Genomic DNA, 17,417 nt, shown 5'->3' with positions numbered 1-17,417 from the left:
CAAGAAAGCGCTTTATTTTGTATACTAGTTACTGTAAAGAGGGAACCCCCTCAAGATTTTATCAGGAGGACAGCACATGTCACAAGAAAAATACATCATGGCTATTGACCAAGGAACGACCAGTTCTCGTGCCATCATTTTTAACAAAAAAGGAGAAAAGGTCAGCTCTAGTCAAAAAGAGTTTACTCAGATTTTCCCTCAAGCAGGTTGGGTTGAGCACAATGCCAATGAAATTTGGAACTCTGTTCAGTCAGTTATCGCGGGTGCTTTCATCGAAAGTGGTGTGAAACCAAGTCAAATCGAAGCCATCGGGATTACCAACCAGCGTGAAACAACTGTCGTCTGGGATAAGAAAACAGGTCTCCCTATCTATAATGCGATCGTTTGGCAATCACGCCAGACAGCACCTTTAGCTGAACAACTAAAAAGCCAAGGTTATGTGGAAAAATTCCATGAAAAGACTGGTTTGATCATCGATGCTTACTTCTCAGCGACTAAGGTTCGCTGGATTCTGGACCATGTAGAAGGTGCTCAAGAGCGAGCTGAAAAAGGAGAATTGCTCTTTGGTACCATTGATACTTGGTTGGTTTGGAAATTGACTGACGGTGCGGCTCATGTGACGGACTACTCAAATGCGGCTCGTACCATGCTCTATAACATTAAAGAACTCAAATGGGATGATGAGATTTTAGAAATCCTCAACATTCCTAAGGCTATGCTTCCAGAAGTTCGTTCTAACTCTGAAATCTACGGCAAGACTGCTCCATTCCATTTCTACGGTGGAGAAGTACCAATTTCAGGTATGGCTGGGGACCAACAGGCAGCCCTCTTCGGTCAGTTGGCCTTTGAACCAGGTATGGTCAAGAATACTTATGGAACAGGTTCTTTCATCATTATGAACACTGGTGAAGAGATGCAGTTGTCTGAAAACAACCTTTTGACAACGATTGGTTATGGAATCAACGGCAAGGTTTACTATGCCTTGGAAGGTTCTATCTTCATCGCAGGAAGTGCCATTCAGTGGCTTCGTGATGGACTTCGCATGGTTGAAAATTCACCAGAGTCTGAAAAATATGCTCTCAATTCTCACAACAATGACGAAGTTTATGTAGTACCTGCCTTTACAGGTCTAGGTGCTCCATATTGGAACCAAAATGCTCGTGGTTCGGTCTTTGGCTTAACTCGTGGAACAAGCAAAGAAGACTTTATCAAGGCAACCTTGCAATCTATCGCTTATCAAGTACGTGACATCATCGACACCATGCAAGTAGATGCTCAGACAGCTATCCAAGTCTTGAAGGTAGATGGCGGTGCAGCTATGAACAACTTCCTGATGCAGTTCCAGGCTGACATCTTGGGAATCGACATCGCACGCGCCAAAAACTTGGAAACAACTGCTCTGGGAGCAGCCTTCCTAGCAGGTTTGTCAGTAGGCTACTGGAAGGACTTGGATGAGTTGAAGCTCTTGAATGAGACTGGAGAACTCTTTGAGCCATCGATGAACGAATCTCGCAAGGAACAACTCTACAAGGGCTGGAAGAAGGCTGTGAAAGCAACGCAAGTCTTTGCGGAAATCGATGACTAATACTGGAAGAATAAAGCGACTCAGTTAGAAAGTGTGTAAATATGGAATTTTCAAAGAAAACACGTGAATTATCAATTAAAAAAATGCAGGAACGCACCCTGGACCTTTTGATTATCGGTGGAGGGATTACAGGAGCTGGTGTAGCTTTGCAGGCAGCAGCTAGTGGTCTTGACACTGGTTTGATTGAAATGCAGGACTTCGCAGAAGGAACTTCTAGCCGTTCAACAAAATTGGTCCACGGAGGTCTGCGTTACCTCAAACAATTTGACGTGGAAGTGGTGTCAGATACAGTTTCTGAGCGTGCAGTGGTTCAACAAATCGCTCCACACATTCCAAAACCAGATCCAATGCTCTTGCCAGTTTACGATGAGGATGGAGCGACCTTTAGCCTTTTCCGTCTCAAAGTAGCCATGGACTTGTATGACCTTCTGGCAGGTGTTAACAATACGCCAGCTGCTAACAAGGTCTTGAGCAAGGAAGAAGTCTTGGAACGCCAACCAAACTTGAAGAAAGAAGGTTTGGTAGGAGGTGGGGTTTATCTTGACTTCCGTAACAACGATGCGCGTCTCGTGATTGAAAACATCAAACGTGCCAACCAAGATGGTGCCCTCATTGCAAACCACGTTAAGGCAGAAGGCTTCCTCTTTGATGAAAGTGGCAAGATTACAGGTGTTGTAGCTCGTGATTTGTTGACAGACCAAGTCTTTGAAATCAAGGCTCGCCTAGTTATTAACACAACAGGTCCTTGGAGTGACAAGGTGCGTAATTTGTCCAATAAGGGAACCCAATTCTCACAAATGCGCCCAACTAAGGGAGTTCACTTGGTAGTGGATTCAAGCAAGATCAAGGTTTCACAGCCAGTTTACTTTGATACAGGTTTGGGAGACGGCCGGATGGTCTTTGTCCTCCCACGTGAAAACAAGACTTACTTTGGTACAACGGATACAGACTACACAGGCGATTTGGAACATCCAAAAGTGACGCAGGAAGATGTAGATTATCTACTTGGCATTGTCAACAACCGCTTCCCAGAAGCAAATATTACCATTGATGATATCGAAAGCAGCTGGGCTGGTCTTCGTCCATTGATTGCAGGCAATAGCGCTTCTGACTACAATGGAGGGAATAACGGAACCATTAGTGATGAGAGCTTCAATAGCTTGATTGCGACTGTCGAAGCTTATCTCTCGAAAGAAAAAACGCGTGAAGATGTTGAGTCTGCTGTCAGCAAGCTTGAAAGCAGTACATCTGAGAAACATTTGGATCCATCTGCAGTTTCTCGTGGCTCTAGCTTGGATCGTGATGATAATGGCCTTTTGACCCTTGCTGGTGGTAAAATTACAGACTACCGTAAGATGGCTGAAGGGGCTATGGAGCGCGTGGTTGAAATTCTTAAAGCAGAATTTGACCGTAGCTTTAAACTCATCAACTCTAAGACTTACCCTGTTTCAGGTGGAGAATTGAACCCAGCAAATGTGGATTCAGAAATCGAAGCCTTTGCGCAACTTGGAGTTTCACGTGGATTGGATAGCAAGGAAGCCCACTATCTTGCAAATCTTTACGGTTCAAATGCACCGAAGGTCTTTGCCCTTGCTCACAGCTTGGAACAAGCGCCAGGACTCAGCTTGGCAGATACCTTGTCCCTTCACTATGCAATGCGCAATGAGTTGGCTCTGAGCCCAGTTGACTTCCTCCTTCGTCGTACCAACCACATGCTCTTTATGCGTGATAGTTTGGATAGCATCGTTGAGCCAGTTCTGGATGAAATGGGACGATTCTATGATTGGACCGAAGAAGAAAAAGCAGCCTACCGTGCGGATGTCGAAGCAGCTCTTGCTCAAAACGATTTGGCAGAACTAAAAAATTAAGAAAAAGGAAAAGAGGTGGAGGGCAGCATTCCTTGTCGCCCGCCCCTTCTTTTAAATGGAGACAAAGATATGATGAAAGAGTTATTTGGAGAATTTTTGGGGACCTTAATCTTGATCCTCCTAGGAAATGGTGTTGTTGCAGGTGTGGTTCTTCCCAAAACAAAGAGCAACAATTCAGGATGGATCGTGATTACTATGGGATGGGGAATTGCTGTAGCCGTTGCGGCCTTTGTATCTGGCACGCTCAGTTCAGCCCACCTAAATCCAGCTGTGACGTTTGCGATGGCCTTAAAAGGAACGCTCTCTTGGGCTTCTGTTTTCCCTTATATCCTAGCCCAATTCGCAGGAGCGATGGTGGCTCAGATTTTGGTTTGGTTGCAATTCAAACCGCATTATGAGGCAGAAGAAAATGCAGGCAATATCCTAGCGACCTTTAGTACTGGACCAGCAATCAAGAACACAGTATCCAACTTGGTTAGCGAAATCCTTGGAACCTTTGTTTTGCTCTTGACAATCTTTGCCTTGGGGCTCTATGACCTTCAGGCAGGATTAGGGACCTTTGCAGTGGGGACCTTGATTGTTGGTATCGGTCTTTCACTAGGTGGGACAACGGGTTATGCCTTGAACCCAGCTCGTGACCTTGGACCTCGTATCATGCACAGCATCTTGCCAATTCCAAACAAGGGAGATGGAGACTGGTCTTATGCTTGGATTCCTGTTGTAGGACCTATCCTCGGAGCGGTCCTAGCAGTTCTCGTATTTTCACTTTTCTAAGATAAAAGAGTTATTGGCAACAGAGTTTGAGATGGAAATCTCAGGCTCTTTTTTGATGGCCAAAACATTAATATTTTAACTTATCTTAAAATAAGCTAAAACCAATTTTTAAGTTATGGTAAACAGTTGAAAAAAAGGTTGATAAAGTGGTAAAATGTTAGGAAGATAAGATGCTAACAATACATACTGATAGTTAATAGAAACAATATATTAATGGATAGCTTATGAAAAAACAACGAAATTTACATGTATTCTTAGGCCGGACGGCTCTATATTTTGTAATCTTGCTTGGTTTGCTTTATTTTTTTAGTTACCTTGGTCAGAGCCAAGGCACCTTTATTTATAATGAGTTCTAGTTTAAAGGAGAAGAGGAACAGTGTCTAATAAACCGATAAAAGATATGATTGAAACGATTGAGCACTTTGCTCAAACGCAACCAACATATCCTGTCTACAATGTTTTAGGTCAAGAACATACTTATGGTGAACTGAAGGCTGATTCGGATAGTTTGGCTGCAGCTATCGACCAACTAGGCTTACCTGAGAAATCTCCAGTCGTCGTTTTTGGCGGACAGGAATATGAGATGCTGTCTACCTTTGTTGCGCTGACTAAGTCGGGACATGCCTATATTCCAATTGATAGCCATTCGGCCTTGGAACGAGTTTCTGCTATCGTAGAAGTTGCAGAACCAAGTTTGATTATTGCCATCTCAGATTTTCCATTAGAGCAAACTAGCACACCGATGCTGAATTTAGAGCAAGTCCATGAAGCTTTTGCTCAAGCTTCTAGCTACGAGATGACCCATCCAGTCAAGGGAGATGACAACTACTACATCATCTTTACTTCTGGTACGACTGGTAAGCCTAAGGGAGTGCAGATCTCCCATGATAATCTCCTCAGCTTTACCAACTGGATGATTACAGATAAGGAATTTGCGACGCCAAGCCGTCCACAAATGCTGGCTCAGCCACCTTATTCTTTTGACCTATCTGTCATGTACTGGGCGCCAACCTTAGCACTGGGTGGTACGCTTTTCGCTCTTCCATCTGCCATTACTCAGGACTTCAAGCAACTCTTTGCAACGATTTTTTCCTTGCCAATCGCTATCTGGACTTCAACACCGTCCTTTGCAGATATGGCTATGTTGTCAGAAGACTTTAATAGTGAGAAAATGCCTGGCATTACGCATTTCTACTTTGATGGTGAAGAATTGACGGTCAAAACAGCTCAAAAACTGCGTGAGCGTTTCCCAGATGCCCGTATTATCAATGCTTACGGTCCAACAGAAGCGACAGTAGCCCTATCAGCTGTTGCCGTGACAGATGAGATGTTGAAGACTCTCAAACGCCTGCCAATCGGCTATACTAAGGCTGATTCTCCGACCTTCATCATTGATGAGCAAGGTAAGAAAGTTCCAAATGGTGAACAGGGAGAAATCATCGTTTCAGGGCCAGCTGTTTCAAAAGGCTATATGAATAATCCTGAAAAAACGGCAGAAGCTTTCTTTGAGTTCGAAGGTCTTCCAGCCTACCACACAGGTGATGTGGGAACCATGACAGATGAAGGCTTACTTCTCTATGGTGGACGCATGGATTTCCAGATTAAGTTTAATGGTTATCGCATTGAGCTGGAAGATGTCTCTCAAAACCTCAACAAGTCTCGCTTTATCGAGTCGGCTGTTGCTGTCCCACGTTATAACAAGGACCACAAGGTACAAAATCTACTGGCCTATGTCATCCTAAAAGACGGTGTCCGTCAGCAGTTTGAACGTGATATCGATATTACCAAAGCTATCAAGGAAGACCTAGCAGATATCATGATGTCCTATATGATGCCGTCTAAGTTTCTTTATCGAGATAGTTTGCCACTAACGCCTAATGGTAAAATTGATATCAAGGGCTTGATTAACGAGGTAAACAGTAGATGATGGAGCTTTATAAACAGCTACCTCATTTGGAACCTTATGGTGATCTTCAGTACTTTTTATACGTAATTGTTGCGACTTTACCTATCTTTATCGGTCTTTTTTTCAAGAAACGCTTTGCCTTGTACGAGGTGCTTGTTAGCCTCTTCTTTATCGTCACCATGTTGGTCGGTGGAAAGACGAATCAAATAAGCGCTTTGATCCTTTATGTTATCTGGCAAGTACTGCTTGTATCTTTCTACAAAAGGTACAGGAAACAACGGGATAGTAAATGGATATTTTACCTGGTTAGCTTTCTATCCCTATTGCCAATCGTCTTTGTGAAAGTATCTCCTGCTATTCATGGACCTCAATCTTTGTTTGGATTTTTAGGGATTTCTTACTTAACCTTTCGTGCAGTTGGGGTTATCGTTGAGTTGAGAGACGGTGTCATCAAAGATTTAACGATTTGGCAATTCTTACGTTTTCTTCTCTTTATGCCGACTTTCTCAAGTGGTCCCATTGATCGTTTCAAACGCTTCAATGAAAATTACGAGACCATTCCTGAGCGGGATGAGCTGATGGATATGCTAGAAGAGGCTGTCAAATATATCATGCTGGGCTTCCTCTACAAGTTTATCTTGGCTCACATTTTAGGAGAGACATTATTGCCTCCGCTGAAAAATTTGGCCTTGCAGACAGGTGGTTTCTTTAACCTCTACGCTTTAGCGGTCATGTACACCTTTGGTATGGAGCTCTTCTTTGACTTTGCGGGCTACTCTATGTTTGCCTTAGCCATTTCAAACTTGATGGGTATTCATAGTCCTATCAACTTTAACAAGCCCTTTTTGTCAAGGGATTTAAAAGAGTTTTGGAATCGCTGGCACATGAGTCTGTCTTTCTGGTTCCGTGACTTTGTCTTTATGCGGATGGTCATGGTGTTGACCAGAAAGAAGGTCTTTAAAAATCGCAATGTCACTTCAAGTGTAGCCTATATTCTCAATATGCTGATTATGGGATTTTGGCATGGTGTGACCTGGTACTACATCGCCTATGGACTTTTTCATGGGATTGGGCTGGTCATCAATGATGCTTGGGTTCGTAAGAAAAAAACACTCAATAAAGAACGGAAAAAAGCTGGAAAGGGTTCCTTACCTGAGAATCGCTGGATTCAGTTGCTTGGCATGGTTGTCACCTTCCATGTCGTGATGGTTTCATTCTTAATCTTTTCTGGATTTTTGAATGATTTATGGTTTAAAAAATAAAAGGATATGAAAAATGGATATCAAATCAGAAGTTATTGAAATTATTGATGAGTTGTTTATGGAAGATGTTTCTGACATGATGGATGAAGATCTTTTTGATGCTGGTGTCTTGGATAGCATGGGAACGGTTGAATTGATTGTTGAGATTGAAAACCGTTTTGACATTCGTGTTCCAGTGACGGAATTCGGTCGTGATGACTGGAATACGGCTAATAAAATCGTAGAAGGTATTACGGAGTTGAAGAATGCTTAAACGCTTGTGGCTGATCTTCGGGCCTATCTTCATTGCTGGATTTTTGGTTCTTCTACTCATCTTTTTTTATCCAAGTACAACAAGCCATAATTTGACGGAGGAAAAATACTCGGCGGCTTCTGTTAGTGCAGAGAGTTTTAAAGAGAGAAGCCAAAAAGTAAGGGCTCTTACGGATCCAAATATGCGTTTTATTCCTTTTCTAGGGTCTAGTGAATGGATTCGATTTGATAGTGTCCATCCAGCTGTTTTAGCGGAAAAATATCATCGTCCCTATCGTCCTTACTTTCTAGGTCAAGCAGGAGCAGCCTCTCTCAATCAATATTTTGGCCTACAGCAAATTTTGCCAGAAATAGAGAATAAGCAGGCTGTATTTGTGATTTCGCCTCAGTGGTTTACGGAGACAGATTATGAACCCGCAGCGTTTCAGAGATTTTTTAACAGCGACCAATTGACAGCTTTTTTGGGAAATCAATCTGGTGACATTGCTGCAAAGCATGCGGCTATTCGATTGTTAAAGCAGAATCCTAATGTTGCATTAAAAGGCATTGTTCAAAAACTGTCAAAGGGTGAAGAATTATCAGATGTTGATCAGGTTGCTATTGATATTTTTGCGCGATTCAACGAAAAACAATCCGCTCTCTTTGGACAATTCTCCATTCGAGGACAACTCAAGTACAAGGAACACGTGGAGAACTATTTAAAAGATCTTCCGGAACAATTTTCTTATGATGAGTTAGAAAAAATTGTTCGTAAGGACGCAGAAGCAAATACGACCAATAACGATATGGGGATGGAAAATCATTTCTATACGAGGGAGATTCAAAAGGATTTAAAAAAATGGGAAGGATATCAAAAAAATTACAACTTCCTCAAGTCCTCCGAGTACAATGATTTGCAGCTGGTCCTCAATCAATTTGCTAAGTCGAATGTCAATGTGCTCTTTGTCATTCAGCCGGTTAACAAGAAGTGGATGGAGTACACAGGGCTCAGTGAAGAGATGTACCAGCATGCAGTGGAGAAAATTCGTTACCAATTAGAAAGTCAGGGTTTTACCAATATTGCTGATTTTTCAAAAAATGGAGGGGACCCTTATTTTGTTAAAGATACCATTCATCTAGGATGGTTAGGTTGGCTAGCTTTTGATAAGGTTGTCAATCCTTTCTTGACGGATCCGAAACCAGCTCCAGACTACAAGATGAATGACCGCTTCTTTAGCAAGGACTGGGCGACCTATGATGGGAACATCAAAGATTTCCAATAAAATGAGCTAAAAGTTTGGGATTTGAACCCAAGCTTTTTTGTTTAAATGGCGAATATTTAAGATTCAAATAGGTCAAAAGTTTCAAAATTTTTAGAAATAGCGTATAATATAAAAGAGAAAAAGAAAAGAAAGGGATTTTAAAATGAACAAACGTTCTTTGTTACCTGTCTTATCGACAGCCCTGTTAGCTCCAGCCTTCTTAGCTGGACAAGTATACGCTGAAGAAGCAACAACTCCTGCAGAAAGTTCAGCTGTTGTAGCGACTCCAGCTACGTCGGCGACTCCAGCTCCTGTTGAGAGCCCTGCGGTACCGGAAACTTCGGCAACTTCAGAAGCGGTTGTACCTACAGAAGCTCCGTCAGCTCCTGCTGAATCTACTAAAAGCGAAGAAAAGGACACTGTTATCTTACACACCAATGATGTCCATGGTCGTATTGTAGAGGAAAAGGGAGTAATTGGAGATGCCAAGTTAGCAACTGTCATTGAGCAGGAACGTGCGAAATCAAATCAAAATACTCTAGTTGTTGATGCGGGAGACGCTTTCCAAGGTTTACCGATTTCCAACTCTACTAAGGGTGAAGCGCGCGCTGAAATTCTCAATCAGATGCAGTATGATGCAATGGCAGTAGGAAACCATGAGTTTGACTTTGGTTTAGACGAAGCTAAGAAATACAAGGAGATCTTGAAATTCCCATTACTTAGCTCAAATACCTATGTCAATGGAGCTCGTCTTTTTGAAGCTTCTACAATCGTTGATAAAGATAAGACTGTGGAAGGTGATGAGTTTGTTGTAATCGGCGTGACAACACCTGAAACAGCAACCAAAACTCACCCTAAAAATGTCAAAGGGGTAACTTTTACAGATCCAATCTCTGAAGTCAATAAGGTCATCGAAGAAGTTCAAGCCAAGGCTCGTGCAGAAGGTAAGGACTACAAACACTATGTTGTGCTGGCTCACTTGGGTGTGGATACCACAACCCCAGTAGAATGGCGTGGTTCAACTTTGGCAGAAGCTCTCTCTAAAAATCCTCGTCTCAAAGGCAAACGTGTGACAGTTATTGATGGGCATTCTCATACAGTAGCTTCCACAACTTATGGCGACAATGTTACCTATAACCAAACAGGAAGTTACCTTCATAATGTTGGGAAGGTTATCTACAAATCACGTCAGCTTTTGGGCAATCCAACTCAGATTCCGGCTGCTGATGCTAAAAAATTACCAGCCAATCCAACAGTTGAAAAACTAGTCAAAGACATTAAACAAAAATACGATGCTGAAAATGCTGTTGAAGTCGTTTCAAACAGCCCTGTAGAACTAAACGGTGATCGTGAAAATGTTCGGGTCCGTGAAACCAACCTCGGAAACGTCGTGGCAGACTCGCTCTATCAGTATGGTCAAACAGGATTTAGCCATCCGACTGACATCGCTGTGACAAATGGTGGTGGCTTGCGTGAAACCATTGCAAAAGGCAAACCAATCACCAAAGGAAATGTCATTGCTGTTCTTCCATTTGGAAATACCATTTCACAAATCCAAGTGACGGGGCAACAAGTCTTAGATATGTTTGAAAAATCACTCGGATCTATCTTGCAGGTCGATAAGGATGGCAAGAAGGTCTTGGATGAGAACGGGCAACCATTGTTGGAGCCAAGTGGTGGTTTCTTGCAAGTTTCAGGTGTGAAGGTCTACTATGATACCAACCTACCATCAGGAAAACGTGTCTTGGCCATCCAGGTTAAAAACCGTGCAACTGGTCGTTATGAACTACTGGACCTTGCAAAAACATACTATCTTGCAACCAATGATTTCCTAGCTGCGGGTGGTGATGGATACACTATGTTGGGTGGTGCGCGTGAAGAAGGCCCGTCTATGGATGCAGCCTTTGAAGAGTATCTTAAAACCGCTGATTTGACCCAGTATGAAAAGATCAACCCGAACTCACGGACGATTTCTGTGGATTCTAAAAACTTTAGTCTGCCAGTAGAAACGCCTCAAACGAATGCAGCTGCTAGCGATGCGACTACAAATGTACCACTTACTTATGAGGTGGCAGGTCAATTTAGCAAGAAGGCAGTTGTCTCAGAAAAAGCTCTCCCAAATACAGGAAGTGAACAGTCCATCTTCTTGCTCTTGATGGGAATGGTAGCTGGTTTGACAGGTATCTTATCGAGTCGAAAACCAAAGCAAAAATAGGTTAAATTTTACATCTAGAAGAGTCTAGGGAAACGTTTTTACGCCTTTTTCCCTTGACTCTTTTTTGGTTTATGATATAATTAACCAGTAAAGAATCGGTGGCTATCTCTATTTTTTACGAAAAAGATAGCTTGGGAAGGAGTAACACATGAGACAGCTTGCACAGGAAATCGATAACTTTTTAAACGAGGTGATCTTGAGATCTGAGAACCAGCATGAAATTCTAATCGGGCATTGCACAAGTGACGTTGCCTTGACCAATACTCAGGAACACATCCTCATGCTCTTGTCAGAAGAATCCCTAACCAACTCGGAGTTGGCCCGTCGTCTTAACGTCAGTCAGGCGGCAGTGACCAAGGCTATCAAGTCTTTGGTCAAAGAGGGCATGTTAGAGACATCCAGAGATCCAAAGGATGCGCGTGTGATCTTTTATCAACTGACAGAGCTAGCTCGACCGGTGGCAGAGGAACACCACCATCATCATGAACACACGCTCTTAGCCTATGAACAAGTGGCAAGTCAGTTTACTCCAAATGAACAAGAAGTGATCCAGCGGTTTTTAACTGCTTTAGTAGGAGAAATCAAATAATGCGGTATATTACAGTAGAGGACTTGTCTTTCTATTATGACAAGGAACCTGTCCTCGAGCATATCAACTACAGTGTTGATAGTGGGGAGTTTGTCACCCTGACTGGTGAAAATGGAGCTGCCAAGACGACGCTGATCAAGGCTAGTCTAGGCATCTTGCAGCCAAGATTTGGCAAGGTAACCATCTCAAAGACAAATACTCATGGGAAAAAGCTTAGGATAGCCTATCTTCCCCAGCAGATTGCCAGTTTTAATGCTGGCTTTCCAAGTACAGTTTATGAATTTGTAAAGTCGGGTCGTTATCCGCGAAAGGGCTGGTTCCGCCGCTTGAACGCCCATGATGAGGAGCATATCAAGGCTAGTCTAGACTCAGTTGGTATGTGGGAACACCGTGACAAACGAATTGGCTCCCTTTCGGGAGGGCAAAAGCAACGAGCAGTGATTGCTCGGATGTTTGCTTCTGACCCAGATATCTTTGTCCTAGATGAGCCGACGACAGGGATGGATGCAGGGAGTAAAAATGAATTTTACGAACTCATGCACCATAGTGCCCACCATCATGGCAAGGCCGTTTTGATGATTACCCATGATCCTGAGGAGGTCAAGGACTATGCGGATCGCAATATTCATCTAGTCCGTAACCAAGACTCACCATGGCGTTGTTTTAACGTTCACGAAAGCGACCAGGAGGTGGAACATGCTTAGTTTGTTATCCTATGACTTTATGCAGCGTGCCTTCTTGGCGGTCATTGCCATGAGTCTCTTTTCTCCAGTTCTTGGGACCTTCCTTATCTTACGTCGTCAGAGTCTCATGAGCGATACCCTCAGTCACGTTTCTCTATCAGGGGTAGCCTTTGGTCTGGTTTTGGGAATTTCTCCAACTATTTCAACCATTGCTATTGTCTTGATCGCAGCGGTCTTTCTAGAGTATCTCCGGACAGTCTATAAGAACTTTATGGAAATCGGGACAGCCATCCTCATGTCAACAGGCCTTGCAGTGTCTCTGATAGTCATGAGTAAGGGGAAAAGTTCGAGTTCCATGAGTTTGGACCAATATCTCTTTGGTTCGATTGTGACCATTAGCCAGGAGCAGGTGATTTTCCTCTTTGCCATTGCTGCGGTCGTTTTGCTCTTGACTTTCTTGTTCTTGCGACCAATGTATATCCTGACTTTTGATGAGGACACGGCCTTTGTGGATGGCTTGCCAGTTCGTACCATGTCCATCCTCTTTAACATGGTGACAGGAGTGGCCATTGCCCTTATGATTCCAGCAGCAGGAGCTCTTTTGGTATCGACCATTATGGTCTTGCCAGCTAGTATTGCCCTTCGTCTGGGGAAAAACTTCAAATCCGTTATGTTACTAGCCAGCGCTATTGGCTTTTTGGGAATGGTGGCAGGACTTTATATTTCCTACTATGCGGAAACACCTGCTAGCGCTAGTATCACCATTATCTTTGTAGCTGTCTTTTTGTTAGTCAGTCTACTGAAACGTTTTATCAAATAGGAGAATGAAATGAAAAAACTAAGCTTACTACTGGCTAGTCTATGTGCCCTGTTTTTAGTGGCTTGTTCCAATCAAAAACAGGCAGATGGGAAACTCAATATCGTGACAACCTTTTACCCTGTCTACGAATTTACCAAGCAAGTCGCAGGAGATACTGCTAATGTAGAACTTCTAATCGGTGCTGGTACAGAACCTCACGAATATGAACCGTCTGCCAAGGCAGTTGCTAAAATCCAAGATGCAGATACCTTTGTCTATGAAAATGAAAACATGGAAACTTGGGTTCCAAAATTGTTAGAATCCTTGGATAAGAAAAAGGTGAAAACCATCAAGGCGACAGGCAATATGCTCCTCTTGCCAGGTGGTGAGGAAGAAGAGGAAGGGCATGATCATGGTGGTGAAGGTCACCATCACGACTACGATCCCCACGTTTGGCTTTCACCAGCACGCGCCATCAAACTGGTAGAGCATATCCGTGACAGCTTGTCAGCAGATTATCCTGATAAAAAAGAGACTTTTGAGAAGAATGCGGCTGCCTATATTGAAAAATTGCAAGCATTGGACAAGGCCTACACAGATGGCTTGTCTCAAGCCAAACAAAAGAGCTTTGTGACTCAGCACGCTGCCTTTAACTACCTTGCCTTAGACTACGGTCTCAAGCAAGTATCCATCTCAGGTCTCTCACCAGATGCAGAGCCATCAGCAGCACGTTTGGCAGAATTGACCGAGTATATCAAGAAAAACAAGATTTCTTATATCTACTTTGAAGAAAATGCCTCACAAGCCCTCGCCAATACACTTTCAAAAGAAACAGGTGTCAAACTAGACGTGCTCAATCCGCTAGAAAGTCTGACAGAAGAAGCAACCAAGGCCGGTGAGGACTACATCTCCGTGATGGAGAAAAACCTCAAGGCTTTGAAGCAGACAACGGACCAAGAAGGACCAGAAATCGAGCCAGAGAAGGAAGAAAATACCAAGACAGTTCACAATGGTTACTTTGAAGATGCAGATGTCAAAGATCGTACCTTGAGTGACTATGTTGGCAACTGGCAGTCGGTCTATCCTTTCCTTGAAGATGGGACCTTTGATCAAGTTTTTGACTACAAGGCTAAGTTGACTGGTAAGATGACCAAGGATGAGTACAAGGCCTACTATAGAAAAGGCTATCAGACAGATGTGACTAAGATCAACATCACGGACAACACTATGGAATTTGTTCAAGGTGGTCAAAGCAAGAAGTTCACCTACAAGTATGTCGGCAAGAAAATCTTGACTTATAAGAAAGGCAATCGTGGTGTGCGCTTCCTCTTTGAAGCGACAGATGCGGACGCTGGACAGTTCAAGTATGTTCAGTTTAGTGACCACAATATCGCCCCAGTCAAGGCAGAACATTTCCATATCTTCTTTGGAGGCACAAGCCAAGAAGCCCTCTTTGAAGAAATGGATAACTGGCCAACCTACTACCCAGATAACCTATCTGGTCAAGAAATCGCCCAAGAAATGTTAGCGCATTGATGCAAGAGAGAATCCCGCAAATCTGCGGGATTTTTTGCTGGAAACGATTAGGTTGTTAGGTATTATAGTACCACAGTTGTGCTGTTCACAATGTGATAAAGAGGTCATTTTCTACTGGCTGATTCTCACTAGCTGGCGAATGCAAAAGCTACGATTGTACAAATTATAGAATCTTTTCAGGGGATTTAGGAAGGAATCTTAGTCATATTGACGCTGCTATCGCTTTTTGTTATAGTCAAGGAGAGAGCGGTCTGGAACACTAGTTTATTCACAGTCTGTGGATAAGTCTTGGAGGAAATGACATACAACTCAGGGTGTTGAAGTATCCTGAAAATAGTTTCGTATATTAGTGACTTTCTAGAAAGCTAGTAGAAACCCTAGTACAGAGCTGTTTGACAAAGGTATGTTTAGGGTGAAGGCTTCCAAGTCTAAGAGCTGGATTTTGGAGAAACTAGTTTTTAGGCATGTTTTCTTATCCACAAGTTGTGGATAACTGTAGAGAGTCAGCTTGTAGATCAACTTCAGGTCCAAGTTTCATAAAAGAAGAACCTTTGCGCGGTGCAAAGGTTCTTTTGGTTAGGAGTGATTTGGTAGCCAGCTGAGGGTGAAGGTCAGTTGCTCAGCTTTCAAGAGGTCTTGGTGTTGAAGGCTAGATACTATGGTCTTGTCCAGTCGGCATTCTTTGACAAAGTTGAAATGGCTGTGGTTTTGCTCGGCATGGATATCCAGCCATTTATTTTCCTTAGCTAGGTGGATACGGAGGTGGTCAAAGAGAGGAATTCCGAGATCGTAACTTGGTTTGCCTGGACAGGTCGGGTAGAATCCAAGAGCTGACCAGATGTACCAAGCAGAGAGACTGCCATTGTCCTCATCGCCAGGATAGGCTTCCCAGCTGGGGTGAAAGGCTTTCTGACGCAAGGTTTTGATGAGTAGAGCAGTGTAGTCAGTGTAGTCGCTGTAGCGAAAGAGATAAGGTATGTGGAAGCTAGGCTGGTTGGAGATGGCGAGTTGTCCAAAGGGAGCTGTTGCCATCTCGCTCATTTCATGAATCTCGTAACCATAGCCGGTGGTTTCAAAGAGAGGAGCGTCCTGACAGGCTTTCAAAAGATAATTGCTGAAGGCTTCTTTTCCACCTATAAGCTGGATTAAGCCTGGGATGTCATGGAGTACGCCTAAAGTCGCTTGAATGGCAGAGCATTCGGCGTAGTCGCGTCCCCAACTATAGGGAGAGAAGTCAGGGCGGAAGTTTCCTTGGCTGTCTCGGGCTCGCATGTAACCTGTCTCAGCGTCAAATAGATGGCGGTAATTTTGTGACGAAGTTCTATAAGTTTCCGCGATGTCATTCTGACCAAGCTTTTCGGCACAGTTGGCGATACAAAAATCGCTATAGGCGTAGTCAAGGGTGTGACTGACACTTTCGTTGTGGTCGGTAGAAAGATAACCTAATTCTTGGTATTGGGCTAGTCCGTGACGACCATTGATGCCGAGAGGGTCGGACTTGGTGGCTGTCTGCAGCATGGCTTGGAGGAGTTCTTCTTCCAAATTGGGAGCCATGTCCTTGCAGGCGCTATCTGCGATAATGCCATCTAAAAGGGTACCGGGCATCATGCCACGTTCATCTGGGGCCAGCCATTTTGGAAGGAATCCAGTATCGCGGTAGCTATTGAGAAAGCCTTCTAAAAAGAGACGATAGTGTTCCGGTATGATAAGGGCAAAGAGGGGAAATGTAGTCCGGAAGGTATCCCAGAAACCATTGTTGCTAAAGAGGATGCCGGGCTTGACAGTACCAGTAGCTAGATCCATGTGGATGGCTTGCCCTGACTCGTTCACTTCATAAAATGTCTGTGGGAAGAGGAAGAGTCTGTAGAGGCAGTGGTCAAAGAAGGTTCGGTCAGCCTTTCCTGTTTCCAGCACATCAAAACGATGTAGGAGATTTTCCCAGTCTGCTTGGGCATTTGCTTTACAGCTATCAAAGTCCGTTTGAGGTAGATTAAATAGCGCTTGAGAAGGAGAAATAAAGGAAGTCGCTAGTTGAATCTCGGCTTGACTGCTTGCTAAGTCAATTCGCCAGTCTCCCTCTTCTTGTGTGATAGCAAGAATATCCGTATTCATTTGCAGGACTGTGAACAGTATCAGCGGATTTTTGTTGGTCTCTGTTTTTCCCTCTTGACGCAGGGCAAGAGTCCGCTTATCTATTTGTTCTACTGTCAGTTCATCTGCTGCGTGAAGATAGAGGGATAGGGCTTTGCCTTGCTTTTGCTCCAAACGAATAGAAGCGCCATAGCAAGTCGGTGTGAGCTGGGTTCCAATCTGATAGCGCAGGGAGAAAATCTTCAGATAATGAGGCTGGAAAGAGGCCTTATCTAGGTCAAAGGAAGACTGACGATGGAAGAGGCTGTCTCCACCTAGCTGGCCTGTAACAGGTGTCAGAAGGAGCCAAGAGTAGTCCCCAATCCAAGGACTGGGTTGGTGGGTTAATCGAATCCCCTGAAAAATGGGCAGATGCGGATCGAAGAACCAAGCTCCCTCCTGGTCACTGGTCTGGGGCACAAAATAATTCATCCCAAAAGGCACGCCTGTGTATGGTAGGGTATTTCCCCGAGAGAAGGCATGCTTGCTAGCAGTCCCAAAGCGGGTATCGATGGTTTCAAGTATTGGTTTCATAGTCTTTCCTTTAGCTGTTTTTCTACATTATATCAGAAAAATG

The 17,417-nt window shown here is 43.7% G+C and carries 14 protein-coding genes; 13 read left to right on the top strand and 1 reads right to left on the bottom strand.

Translation table 11 applies throughout. The annotated features are described in order from the left end of the window. Positions 1 to 76: 76 nt before the first annotated feature. The 13 genes from glpK to D8863_RS06385 all read left to right on the top strand — a co-directional run bounded on the left by glpK (position 77) and on the right by D8863_RS06385 (position 14,710). On the top strand, positions 77 to 1,585 hold the full coding sequence (gene glpK / locus D8863_RS06445) for a glycerol kinase GlpK (protein WP_076984232.1): 1,509 nt from the start codon (positions 77 to 79) through the stop codon (positions 1,583 to 1,585). A 41-nt stretch (positions 1,586 to 1,626) separates the two neighbouring features. After that, entirely contained in the window at positions 1,627 to 3,453 is a 1,827-nt protein-coding gene (gene glpO, locus D8863_RS06440) for a type 1 glycerol-3-phosphate oxidase (RefSeq protein WP_125388543.1), read from the top strand. Between the two features lie 69 nt (positions 3,454 to 3,522). Further along, positions 3,523 to 4,227 carry an MIP/aquaporin family protein gene (locus tag D8863_RS06435; RefSeq protein WP_071851753.1) on the top strand — a complete coding sequence of 235 codons (705 nt, stop codon included), beginning with the start codon at positions 3,523 to 3,525 and terminating at the stop codon, positions 4,225 to 4,227. Between the two features lie 224 nt (positions 4,228 to 4,451). Next, positions 4,452 to 4,583, top strand: a complete 132-nt coding sequence (locus tag D8863_RS06430) for a teichoic acid D-Ala incorporation-associated protein DltX (protein ID WP_008276434.1) — start codon at positions 4,452 to 4,454, stop codon at positions 4,581 to 4,583. Between the two features lie 20 nt (positions 4,584 to 4,603). After that, entirely contained in the window at positions 4,604 to 6,154 is a 1,551-nt protein-coding gene (gene dltA / locus D8863_RS06425) for a D-alanine--poly(phosphoribitol) ligase subunit DltA (protein WP_125441424.1), read from the top strand. Beyond that, positions 6,151 to 7,395, top strand: a complete 1,245-nt coding sequence (gene dltB, locus D8863_RS06420; protein WP_125441423.1) for a D-alanyl-lipoteichoic acid biosynthesis protein DltB — start codon at positions 6,151 to 6,153, stop codon at positions 7,393 to 7,395. The genes dltA and dltB overlap by 4 nt, the downstream gene beginning before the upstream one ends. A 13-nt stretch (positions 7,396 to 7,408) precedes the next feature. Then, positions 7,409 to 7,648 (top strand): D-alanine--poly(phosphoribitol) ligase subunit DltC, encoded by a 240-nt coding sequence (gene dltC / locus D8863_RS06415; protein ID WP_000351972.1) that lies wholly within the window; start codon positions 7,409 to 7,411, stop codon positions 7,646 to 7,648. Beyond that, positions 7,641 to 8,909 carry a D-alanyl-lipoteichoic acid biosynthesis protein DltD gene (dltD, locus tag D8863_RS06410; protein ID WP_125413852.1) on the top strand — a complete coding sequence of 423 codons (1,269 nt, stop codon included), beginning with the start codon at positions 7,641 to 7,643 and terminating at the stop codon, positions 8,907 to 8,909. Before dltC ends, dltD begins: the two co-directional genes overlap by 8 nt. 142 nt (positions 8,910 to 9,051) lie before the next feature. Further along, complete coding sequence (gene nt5e / locus D8863_RS06405; RefSeq protein ID WP_125388546.1) at positions 9,052 to 11,103, top strand: cell surface ecto-5'-nucleotidase Nt5e; 2,052 nt, start codon at positions 9,052 to 9,054, stop codon at positions 11,101 to 11,103. 148 nt (positions 11,104 to 11,251) lie between these two features. Beyond that, on the top strand, positions 11,252 to 11,692 hold the full coding sequence (gene adcR, locus D8863_RS06400; RefSeq protein ID WP_001249328.1) for a zinc-dependent transcriptional regulator AdcR: 441 nt from the start codon (positions 11,252 to 11,254) through the stop codon (positions 11,690 to 11,692). Beyond that, the gene (locus tag D8863_RS06395; protein ID WP_001269483.1) at positions 11,692 to 12,396 is read left to right on the top strand and encodes a metal ABC transporter ATP-binding protein; all 705 of its coding nucleotides are present in this window, start codon (positions 11,692 to 11,694) and stop codon (positions 12,394 to 12,396) included. Before adcR ends, D8863_RS06395 begins: the two co-directional genes overlap by 1 nt. Further along, positions 12,389 to 13,195, top strand: a complete 807-nt coding sequence (locus tag D8863_RS06390) for a metal ABC transporter permease (RefSeq protein WP_000950023.1) — start codon at positions 12,389 to 12,391, stop codon at positions 13,193 to 13,195. Before D8863_RS06395 ends, D8863_RS06390 begins: the two co-directional genes overlap by 8 nt. A 9-nt stretch (positions 13,196 to 13,204) precedes the next feature. Continuing rightward, positions 13,205 to 14,710, top strand: coding sequence for a zinc ABC transporter substrate-binding protein AdcA (locus D8863_RS06385; protein WP_125441422.1), 1,506 nt, complete (start codon positions 13,205 to 13,207; stop codon positions 14,708 to 14,710). Between the two features lie 576 nt (positions 14,711 to 15,286). Here the strand turns inward: D8863_RS06385 and D8863_RS06380 are convergent. After that, a complete protein-coding gene (locus D8863_RS06380; protein WP_084943189.1) occupies positions 15,287 to 17,374 on the bottom strand; it encodes a GH92 family glycosyl hydrolase in 2,088 nt (695 codons plus the stop codon). Between the last annotated feature and the right edge of the window lie 43 nt (positions 17,375 to 17,417).

The sequence above is a fragment of the Streptococcus oralis genome, assembly GCF_003943825.1.
GTDB lineage: Bacteria > Bacillota > Bacilli > Lactobacillales > Streptococcaceae > Streptococcus > Streptococcus oralis_CD.
Note: the sequence above shows the minus strand (reverse complement) of the source record. Positions and strands in the feature narration are given on the sequence as shown.

Bases quoted from the DNA above. Each gene is read 5' to 3' on its own strand.
- glpK (WP_076984232.1), top strand. From the start codon at position 77: ATGTCACAAGAAAAATACATCATGGCTATTGACCAAGGAACGACCAGT.
- glpO (WP_125388543.1), top strand. From the start codon at position 1,627: ATGGAATTTTCAAAGAAAACACGTGAATTATCAATTAAAAAAATGCAG.
- D8863_RS06435 (WP_071851753.1), top strand. From the start codon at position 3,523: ATGATGAAAGAGTTATTTGGAGAATTTTTGGGGACCTTAATCTTGATC.
- D8863_RS06430 (WP_008276434.1), top strand. From the start codon at position 4,452: ATGAAAAAACAACGAAATTTACATGTATTCTTAGGCCGGACGGCTCTA.
- dltB (WP_125441423.1), top strand. From the start codon at position 6,151: ATGATGGAGCTTTATAAACAGCTACCTCATTTGGAACCTTATGGTGAT.
- dltC (WP_000351972.1), top strand. From the start codon at position 7,409: ATGGATATCAAATCAGAAGTTATTGAAATTATTGATGAGTTGTTTATG.
- dltD (WP_125413852.1), top strand. From the start codon at position 7,641: ATGCTTAAACGCTTGTGGCTGATCTTCGGGCCTATCTTCATTGCTGGA.
- nt5e (WP_125388546.1), top strand. From the start codon at position 9,052: ATGAACAAACGTTCTTTGTTACCTGTCTTATCGACAGCCCTGTTAGCT.
- adcR (WP_001249328.1), top strand. From the start codon at position 11,252: ATGAGACAGCTTGCACAGGAAATCGATAACTTTTTAAACGAGGTGATC.
- D8863_RS06395 (WP_001269483.1), top strand. From the start codon at position 11,692: ATGCGGTATATTACAGTAGAGGACTTGTCTTTCTATTATGACAAGGAA.
- D8863_RS06390 (WP_000950023.1), top strand. From the start codon at position 12,389: ATGCTTAGTTTGTTATCCTATGACTTTATGCAGCGTGCCTTCTTGGCG.
- D8863_RS06385 (WP_125441422.1), top strand. From the start codon at position 13,205: ATGAAAAAACTAAGCTTACTACTGGCTAGTCTATGTGCCCTGTTTTTA.
- D8863_RS06380 (WP_084943189.1), bottom strand. From the start codon at position 17,374: ATGAAACCAATACTTGAAACCATCGATACCCGCTTTGGGACTGCTAGC.